The 8211-nt window shown below is 31.5% G+C and carries 7 protein-coding genes and 1 pseudogene; 4 read left to right on the top strand and 4 right to left on the bottom strand.

The features are described 5' to 3' along the window. The 3 genes and pseudogenes from ACH2BO_RS03250 to ACH2BO_RS03240 all read left to right on the top strand — a co-directional run. Nucleotides 1-480 (top strand): annotated as a pseudogene (locus ACH2BO_RS03250) (alpha/beta hydrolase); the annotation flags it as partial. A 287-nt stretch (nt 481-767) separates the two neighbouring features. Next, a complete protein-coding gene (locus ACH2BO_RS03245; RefSeq protein ID WP_395043323.1) occupies nt 768-1085 on the top strand; it encodes a hypothetical protein in 318 nt (105 codons plus the stop codon). 177 nt (nt 1086-1262) lie between these two features. Beyond that, on the top strand, nt 1263-2381 hold the full coding sequence (locus ACH2BO_RS03240) for a hypothetical protein (protein ID WP_395043322.1): 1119 nt from the start codon (nt 1263-1265) through the stop codon (nt 2379-2381). 79 nt (nt 2382-2460) lie between these two features. Here the strand turns inward: ACH2BO_RS03240 and carB are convergent, their stop codons facing one another. Next, a complete protein-coding gene (gene carB / locus ACH2BO_RS03235) occupies nt 2461-5313 on the bottom strand; it encodes a carbamoyl-phosphate synthase large subunit (protein WP_395043321.1) in 2853 nt (950 codons plus the stop codon). 428 nt (nt 5314-5741) lie between these two features. Further along, nucleotides 5742-5903 carry a 50S ribosomal protein L34 gene (gene rpmH, locus ACH2BO_RS03230; protein ID WP_007136275.1) on the bottom strand — a complete coding sequence of 54 codons (162 nt, stop codon included), beginning with the start codon at nt 5901-5903 and terminating at the stop codon, nt 5742-5744. Between the two features lie 153 nt (nt 5904-6056). On the opposite strand from rpmH, the gene ACH2BO_RS03225 reads away from it, so the two are divergent. Further along, on the top strand, nt 6057-6572 hold the full coding sequence (locus tag ACH2BO_RS03225; RefSeq protein ID WP_395043320.1) for a DUF2892 domain-containing protein: 516 nt from the start codon (nt 6057-6059) through the stop codon (nt 6570-6572). Nucleotides 6573-6666: 94 nt separating this feature from the next. Here ACH2BO_RS03225 and ACH2BO_RS03220 read toward each other — a convergent pair whose 3' ends face one another. Both ACH2BO_RS03220 and ACH2BO_RS03215 read right to left on the bottom strand, forming a co-directional pair. Then, nucleotides 6667-7554, bottom strand: a complete 888-nt coding sequence (locus tag ACH2BO_RS03220; protein WP_395043319.1) for a lytic transglycosylase domain-containing protein — start codon at nt 7552-7554, stop codon at nt 6667-6669. 51 nt (nt 7555-7605) lie between these two features. After that, nucleotides 7606-8211, bottom strand: a 606-nt coding sequence (locus ACH2BO_RS03215; protein WP_395043318.1) for an acyl-CoA thioester hydrolase/BAAT C-terminal domain-containing protein, incomplete at its 5' end; no start/stop codon positions are given.

Below are 8211 nucleotides of genomic sequence, written 5' to 3'. Positions count from 1 at the left end.
GTTTTTGCGATTGACCCACCACTCGACTTTGAAAGATTTTATAATTCCGCAAAAAGAGATATTCGACTTTCAAAAGACAACGAAGCCAATCAAGAGAATGTTTATATGATAGACAGACTTGAAAAAGAAACTGGTGGAAGTCCAACAACAAACCTTACTGAATATTACAATATTTCGCCTTACTCATTTTCAGACACAACTCAAAGAGCAATTAAAAAATTGATAAAAATGTCTTTGAGAATTTACACAGAAACTGACATAAATTGGTGGTTAAAAGAACGTGGTTCGGACTTTACGAGTATGAATGCGACAGAATGTTCCGCAATGATTAATGAGCTAAATAGACTTGGAAATCAAAGTGCAGAATTAATAACAACACAAAATAAAGGTTATAGAAGACCTGACAATAGAAGACATCCGCATTCTTGGAGTATTGTAGATAATGACGAATTAATAAAATGGTTACTAAAACAGAAATAATGGCATCAGGTAACAGCCGTTTCACCCAATTGCGAATTTTATGTAAATTTCACGTTTGCGTTTCGCAAGAAATTTTATCTTTGATAGAAAATAATCAGCTCCGAAGTTCACTACTGACGAGAAGCGGCGGAACGTTATGAGCAACTTCGCCAAAAATCCGTAGAAATGAAGTATAGAATATTTACAGTAATTTTTATTTGCTTTTTGGCATGTAAACAAACTGAAAAGCCAATTACCAAAAAATTGAGAAACCAATTTTAGATAGACTTGGAGTTTTGAAAATTGGAATGTCAATTAAAGATTTTGAAAGTAAAAATTTAAAGTATAAAGAAAGAAAAAATGATGGCTTGTGTATCGGCTATGATATAAAAAACATAGAAGTCAATGAAAAAATTACTTTGAAAGAAGTTTACGTTGAATTTCACAATACAAAACTTGCTTACATTGGAACAGAATGTAATGATGATTTTATGAGTTTTTTAAAATCTAGATTTGGGAGAAAAGGAGACGATATAACAACCAACACAGAAGAGATATTTTGTGGAATTGAAAAAGTAAACTCGAAGTGTGTAATTGGACTTTACCAAAAAAAAATGGCGATTTGATTATAATTAAAACAGCCAATAACATTTCGCCGATTTCATAAAAGCTTTAGTTTTTTTCATAATTATTTCAATACATTTAAGATTCTGTAAATCAAAACAATAATTGTAAATAAAATTCGGTACTTTTAAAGAATTAAATATTTTCCATTCAATTTTTAACCTTAAAAAAACCAATTTATGAAATCAGCAATTATTATTTCTTTCATTTTAATGACAACCTCAGTTTTTGCACAAACTTCTCCAAAAAAAGAAGCATCTAAAAAACAAGTCTATGAACTTACTGGCGCAATAAATTTGCAAAGTATTTCAAATGCAAATCCTGCCTTTGTTGGAGATATTCCTCCATCCTATTTTAATGATATAAACGAATTATATACTTTGCTCCAAGAAAAAGGAACATTACGACTTGTTAATGCAACTCTAAATCTAACAGGAATTACTAAAAACAAAGTGACGTTAAGTTTTCATAAAATTGAACTTATTAATTCTGAAATTTATATTCAAAATAATGATGTTAGCATTATATGCAATGAATACCGACAATCCAATTCACACATTCAATCCTTTAATGAGTCTGAAACTTCTGCTCAAGATGGCGGTGCAGGTTCTGCTTCAGGACAAGATGGCGCAAATGGTGAAAATGGACTAAATTCTGGAAATGTATTTGTATTTGTAACCGATAAAATACAAGCTTCATCTGGAAATATTGATTATTATTTATGGGGACAAAATGGTGGAAAAGGCGGAAATGGAAATATTGGTGCAAATGGCGCTGAAGGATCAAGAGGAAGAAATTGTTCGGATGGAACTTATCAGTGCAACAGAGGAAATGGAGCAGGAAATAATGGTGGAAAAGGCGGAAATGGTGGAAATGGTGGAAATGGCGGTGAAGGTGGAGATGCAGGAAAGTTAACCTTTAAACTATTTGGTAGTGCAGAACCATACAACCAATATTTTACTTATAATGGTCCAAATGGTGTTGGAGGTGAATATGGAAATCCTGCACCTGGAGGTTTTGGTGGTAAAGGTGGAAAACCAGGAAGTTCAAGATGTGGCTCTATTTGTGAGCCGTATACCAATAGAAGTGGCAATACTGGTCAAAATGGTGCTGATGGAATAATTGGTCAAGTAGGTGCAAACGGAACTGCAAAAGTACTAACAAGAGGAACATTTAATGTTGACATTTTAAAAGATTTTTTAACATCTTGGTCAGATCAAAACACAAAAAATAAAAGTTTAGCTAAGTCAAATGATGAAAGTCTTATGATTATTCAAACCTCAAATTTTAAAAATTAGTAACATTAAAACTTTAAAAATAATAAAAATCCCATACTGTTAAATTAATAAGTATGGGATTTTTAAAGTTATAAAGTTTCTATTTACTCAAATACATCTTCCTTCTACTATACAACTCATAAAACTGATCATCCTTTAAATCATCAATAAACAATATACTTTCGCCGGTCGATTTCATTTCTGGTCCAAGTGCTTTGTTTACATTTTGAAACTTACTAAAAGAGAAAACTGGTTGCTTAATTGCATATCCTTTTAATTGCGGATTGAATGTAAAATCGGTTACTTTATTTACACCTAGCATTACTTTAGTGGCATAATTTACATAAGGTTCGCCATATGCTTTTGCAATAAATGGTACAGTTCGAGATGCTCTAGGATTGGCTTCAATGATGTAAACAATATCATCTTTTATGGCAAATTGAATGTTTATTAATCCAACGGTTCGTAAAGCCAAAGCGATTTTCTTAGTATGATCTTTTATTTGTTGCATTACAAATTCGCCTAAATTAAATGGTGGCAAAGTTGCATTACTATCACCAGAATGTATACCGCAAGGTTCAATATGTTCCATAATACCAATGATATACACGTTTTCTCCATCACAAATTGCATCGGCTTCGGCTTCAATTGCTCCATCAAGATAATGGTCAAGAAGCAGTTTATTTCCTGGAATATTTTTTAATAAATCTATAACATGTTCTTCGAGTTCTTGCTTGTTGATGACAATTTTCATTCCTTGTCCACCAAGTACATACGATGGTCGAACTAGTAATGGGAAATCTAAAACATCAGCCAAAGCGCTTGCTTGATCGGCATTTTCGGCAATACCAAATTGTGGAAATGGGATTTTAAGTTCGGTCAATAATTCTGAAAATCGTCCTCTATCTTCGGCTAAATCCAAAGCATCAAATGAAGTTCCAAGTATTTTGATTCCGTATTTTGATAATTTTTCTGCCAATTTCAAAGCAGTTTGTCCACCAAGTTGTACAATTACACCTTCAGGTTTTTCGTGACGAATAATGTCATAAATGTGTTCCCAAAAAACTGGTTCGAAATATAATTTATCTGCTGTGTCAAAATCGGTAGAAACCGTTTCTGGATTACAATTTATCATAATCGTTTCATAGCCACATTCTTTAGCAGCCAAAACTCCGTGAACACACGAATAATCAAATTCAATTCCTTGACCAATTCTATTTGGTCCAGAACCAAGAACAACAACTTTCTTTTTATCGGTAACAATGCTTTCGTTATGAACAAATCTTTCTCCGTTTGAAGTTTCGATTTCTGCCTCAAAAGTCGAGTAATAATAAGGTGTTAATGCTTTAAATTCGGCAGCACAAGTATCAACCAATTTATAAACTCGTTTAACATTCAAGTCATCACGCAATTTATAAACCTGACTTTCTAAACAACCCATCATGTGAGCAATCTGTCTGTCGGCAAATCCTTTTTGTTTAGATTCTAACAACAATTCCTTAGGAAGATTGGTAACATTATATTTAGAAATTTCTTTTTCTAAAGTATATAATTCTTCGTATTGTTTGAGAAACCACATATCAATCTTAGTGATTTCGTGAATTCTAGAAAGCGGAATTCCCATCGCAATGGCATCATAAATCACAAAAACCCTGTCCCAACTTGCATTGGTTAATTTTTCAATAATTTGCTCATAGTTTTTATATCCTTTTCCGTCGGCACCAAGTCCGTTTCGTTTAATTTCTAACGATTGTGTGGCTTTGTGAAGTGCTTCTTGAAAAGAACGTCCAATTCCCATAACTTCTCCAACCGATTTCATTTGCAAACCTAGCGTTCTGTCTGCACCTTCAAATTTATCGAAATTCCAACGAGGAATTTTTACAATAACATAATCTAAAGTTGGTTCGAATAATGCTGAAGTTGATTTTGTAATTTGGTTTTGAAGTTCATCTAAATTGTAACCTAAAGCTAGTTTGGAAGCAATTTTTGCAATTGGATAACCAGTAGCTTTAGATGCTAAAGCTGATGAACGTGAAACTCTAGGATTAATTTCAATTGCAACAATATCTTCTTTTTCATCTGGTGAAACAGCAAATTGTACATTACAACCTCCAGCAAAATTTCCGATAGAACGCATCATTAATATTGCATAATCTCGCATTCTTTGAAAAGTAGTATCCGATAAAGTCATTGCTGGTGCAACAGTAATAGAATCTCCTGTGTGAATTCCCATTGGATCCATATTTTCTATAGAACAAATGATTACTACATTGTCGTTTTTATCGCGTAACAATTCTAATTCATATTCTTTCCAACCCATTAATGCTTTGTCTATCAAGACTTCATGTATTGGCGACATTTCTAATCCATAGGTTAGTTTTTCGGCAAAATCTTCTTTTTTGTAAACTATTGCTGCTCCAGTTCCACCAAGTGTAAATGATGGACGAATTACTAATGGAAAACCAAATTCTTGCGCAATTTCTTTTCCTCTAAGAAACGAAGTACAAATTTCTGCTGGTGCAGATGGTACATTTATTCTTTTTAAAAGTTGCTTGAATTGCTCTCTATCTTCTGTTATATTTATTGCATTGACATCTACACCAATCATTTTAACATTGAAATCTTGCCAGATTCCTTTTTCATCAGCTTCTAGACAAAGATTTAAAGCCGTTTGTCCGCCCATTGTTGGCAAAACTGAATCAATTTGTGGATGTTCTTTTAGAATTTGAATAATCGATTTTGTGGTTAATGGCAAAAGATACACATGATCTGCCATAGATGGATCGGTCATTATTGTAGCCGGATTGGAATTGATGAGAATTACTTCTATTCCTTCTTCGCGGATTGATCTTGCCGATTGTGAACCTGCATAATCAAACTCGCAAGCTTGACCTATTACAATTGGACCTGAACCTATTATTAAAACCGATTTTATGGAGTTGTCTTTTGGCATTGTAGTTAGTTGTTTAATCTGAACTTGTTTCAGATTCTGTTATTGTGTGTTGTTTTTATTTCAAAATTCTTTATTTCTTGTTCATCTGTTCAACATTTATTTTAAAGTTTGAATAACGATTAACGAATGTTGAATTTTGAATGTTTTCCTAGCCTTGATAAAAGTGAAAATCCTTTTTAATTTTATACGCAGCTTGGGTAGTGTAAAATTAAAAAGATTATCTCATTAAAAAAATATTTTACATAGGTATTCGATGAATTTCATTTGAAACGGATAGCAGGAACCTGCCTGCCGTCAGGCAGGATAGCTTCTAATAATTATTAAAATTTATGAACATTTTTTATGAGATTTCTTCGTTGCTTGCAATGACATAAAAAAAAGCCGCTACTAATAAAAGTAACGGCTTGATATTGATTAGAATCTAATCATTATTTTTTGTGTCTTGGTTCGCAAGATACTGTAAGTTTATGTCTTCCTTTAGCTCTACGACGTGCTAGAACTTTTCTTCCATTTGCAGAAGCCATTCTATCCATAAATCCGTGTTTATTTCTTCTCTTTCTTTTCGATGGTTGAAACGTTCTTTTGCTCATTGCTTTTTATCTTTAAATCGTGTAATAATAGTTTTGTAGGTCTTTTTGAAACCGAGTGCAAATATACAAAGGTTTTTATTACTTGCAAGTAGTTTTTTAAAAATATTTTAAATTCTATTTATTATCTTTGCAATCTTAAAAAAACTCAATATTATGTTTCACAGAAATATCAAACTTGTCTTGACTGGATTAATTTTTATCGCTGCTATTTGGCAGTTTACAGATAGTAACATTGGAAATGGAATTTTTCTAATTTTATTATCACTTATACCTTTGTTCTTATATTTTAAGAATGAATATATTTTATTAGCTTTTTTGAAATTAAGAAAACAAGATTTTACTGGTGCAAAAGCTTGGTTGGACAAAATTAAAAATCCTGAAACCGCACTGGTACAAAAGCAACAAGGTTATTATAATTACTTAAACGGAATTATGTTGTCGCAAACTAATCTTATTCAAGCTGAAAAGTATTTTAAGAAAGCAATTGAGCTTGGATTAAATATGGATATGGATTTGGCTGTAGCAAAATTGAATCTTGCTGGAGTTGCAATGTCTAGAAGAAGAAAACTTGAAGCAACAAATTTAATTGCCGAAGTTAAAAAACTAGATAAACAAGGAATGTTAAAAGATCAAATTAAGATGATGAAAGATCAGATGAAGAAGATTTAGTGATCAGTTATAATGATACTCAATTAAAAAAGTTCGCAATTGCGAACTTTTTTTATGGACAATACAATTCTGCCAAATGAACACTAAATACTCATTAATAACCTTCTGTAGGTATTTCAATAATATATTTCTTTTTAGAAAGATTGCTTAATTTTTTATCGCGCAACCAAGGATTGTGTATTTTTAATATCTTATAGTTAATGCCTTGTGTTTTAGCAAAAGTTGCTAAATCTGAAATAGAACTATCCACTTCTACAGTTTTCGTAGGAATGTTTTGATACAATTCATATTTAGAAACATCAAAACCATATAAAACTGGATTTTTCATAATTTCTTTTAATGCCAAAATTCTAAAAACATATCTTGATGTTTCATCTGTTAGCAATAAATCATAATAATCTGAAACTTTTTGTTCTATAATTTTGTTATTTACACCAGTCATTCCGCCATTGTAGGAAGCCGCAGCTAATGTCCAAGAACCAAATTTTTCTTTTGCTGTCAACAAATATTTACAAGCTGCAATTGTAGATTTTTCTAGGTGATAACGTTCATCAACACCTTCGTTTACTTCCATTCCTTTTTCTTTTGCAGTATCTGGCATAAATTGCCAAACTCCTTTTGCTCCAGAAGGTGAAACAGCGTTTACTAATGCGCTTTCAATAACGGCAAGGTATTTAAAATCGTCTGGAATACCATATTGTTTTAGAATTGGTTCTATTACAGGAAAAGCACGATTGGCACGTTTTAATATTAAAATTGTAGAAGAATGTAGGTTAGCATTTACTAATAATTCTCTGTCAAATCTTTCTTTTACATCTGCAATTTTTAGTGGAGCCATTTCTCCAGCAAAATCAACCTGTTGAGGAAAATATTGAGCAGTTCCAATTTTATTTTGTTTTTTATCTTCAGTTGAAGCAAAGATTAGTAAACTACTTACCAAAACTAAAAGTGCAACAATACCAAATACTTGTATCTTTTTCATAACTCAATTTATAAGTTAGCAAAAATACAAAAAACGAACTGAAAAGCGAAATTATTGTTCTAAAATAATCTTGGGTAAGTTTGAATTAAACCATCTATATTTACTTAAAATCATAGCATGAGTACCCTCTTTTACAAGTATATATTGTTTAATGTTTTTTGACGGAAAAACCTCATCTGCATCACCATGAATGTGAATAATTTCATTATCAATTTTTATTCTATTCCAACAAATCATTTGCTCAATTGCCCAATCTAAATATACTTTATTATTCATTTGAAGGTATTTTTCATAAAGCTTTAATTTCTTTTTTAGTACATCACCAAAAGCAAATTTTGTAAGCAACTCAATATCATGAAGTAAGCTTGTTGGCAATAATTTATATGCTTTAGTAGTTTTAGCAATTTTCATTCTTCGTGGGATTTCAGTGTTACATTTTACGCTAGATATTATAATTACTTTTTTAACATTCAAAAACTGCTTCATTTCTTGAACCAAAACGCCTCCAAAAGAAACTCCTATTAAAACTGAATTTTCATGTTTTACATTTTCGGACATCCTTTTAGCATAACTTTTTAGAGATTCATTTTTATTTGGTAAAAACCAATGCAGAAGATTTATTTCAAAAATATCCTCTGGCAAATCAATCATTTCGAA

It is taken from the genome of Flavobacterium sp. (assembly GCF_043773265.1).
In the GTDB taxonomy this organism is placed as follows: Bacteria; Bacteroidota; Bacteroidia; order Flavobacteriales; family Flavobacteriaceae; genus Flavobacterium.
Note: the sequence above shows the minus strand (reverse complement) of the source record. Positions and strands in the feature narration are given on the sequence as shown.

What these genes read in the sequence shown, in the direction of transcription:
- ACH2BO_RS03245 (WP_395043323.1), top strand. Translation starts at nt 768, where the DNA reads ATGTCAATTAAAGATTTTGAAAGTAAAAATTTAAAGTATAAAGAAAGA.
- ACH2BO_RS03240 (WP_395043322.1), top strand. Translation starts at nt 1,263, where the DNA reads ATGAAATCAGCAATTATTATTTCTTTCATTTTAATGACAACCTCAGTT.
- carB (WP_395043321.1), bottom strand. Translation starts at nt 5,313, where the DNA reads ATGCCAAAAGACAACTCCATAAAATCGGTTTTAATAATAGGTTCAGGT.
- rpmH (WP_007136275.1), bottom strand. Translation starts at nt 5,903, where the DNA reads ATGAGCAAAAGAACGTTTCAACCATCGAAAAGAAAGAGAAGAAATAAA.
- ACH2BO_RS03225 (WP_395043320.1), top strand. Translation starts at nt 6,057, where the DNA reads ATGTTTCACAGAAATATCAAACTTGTCTTGACTGGATTAATTTTTATC.
- ACH2BO_RS03220 (WP_395043319.1), bottom strand. Translation starts at nt 7,554, where the DNA reads ATGAAAAAGATACAAGTATTTGGTATTGTTGCACTTTTAGTTTTGGTA.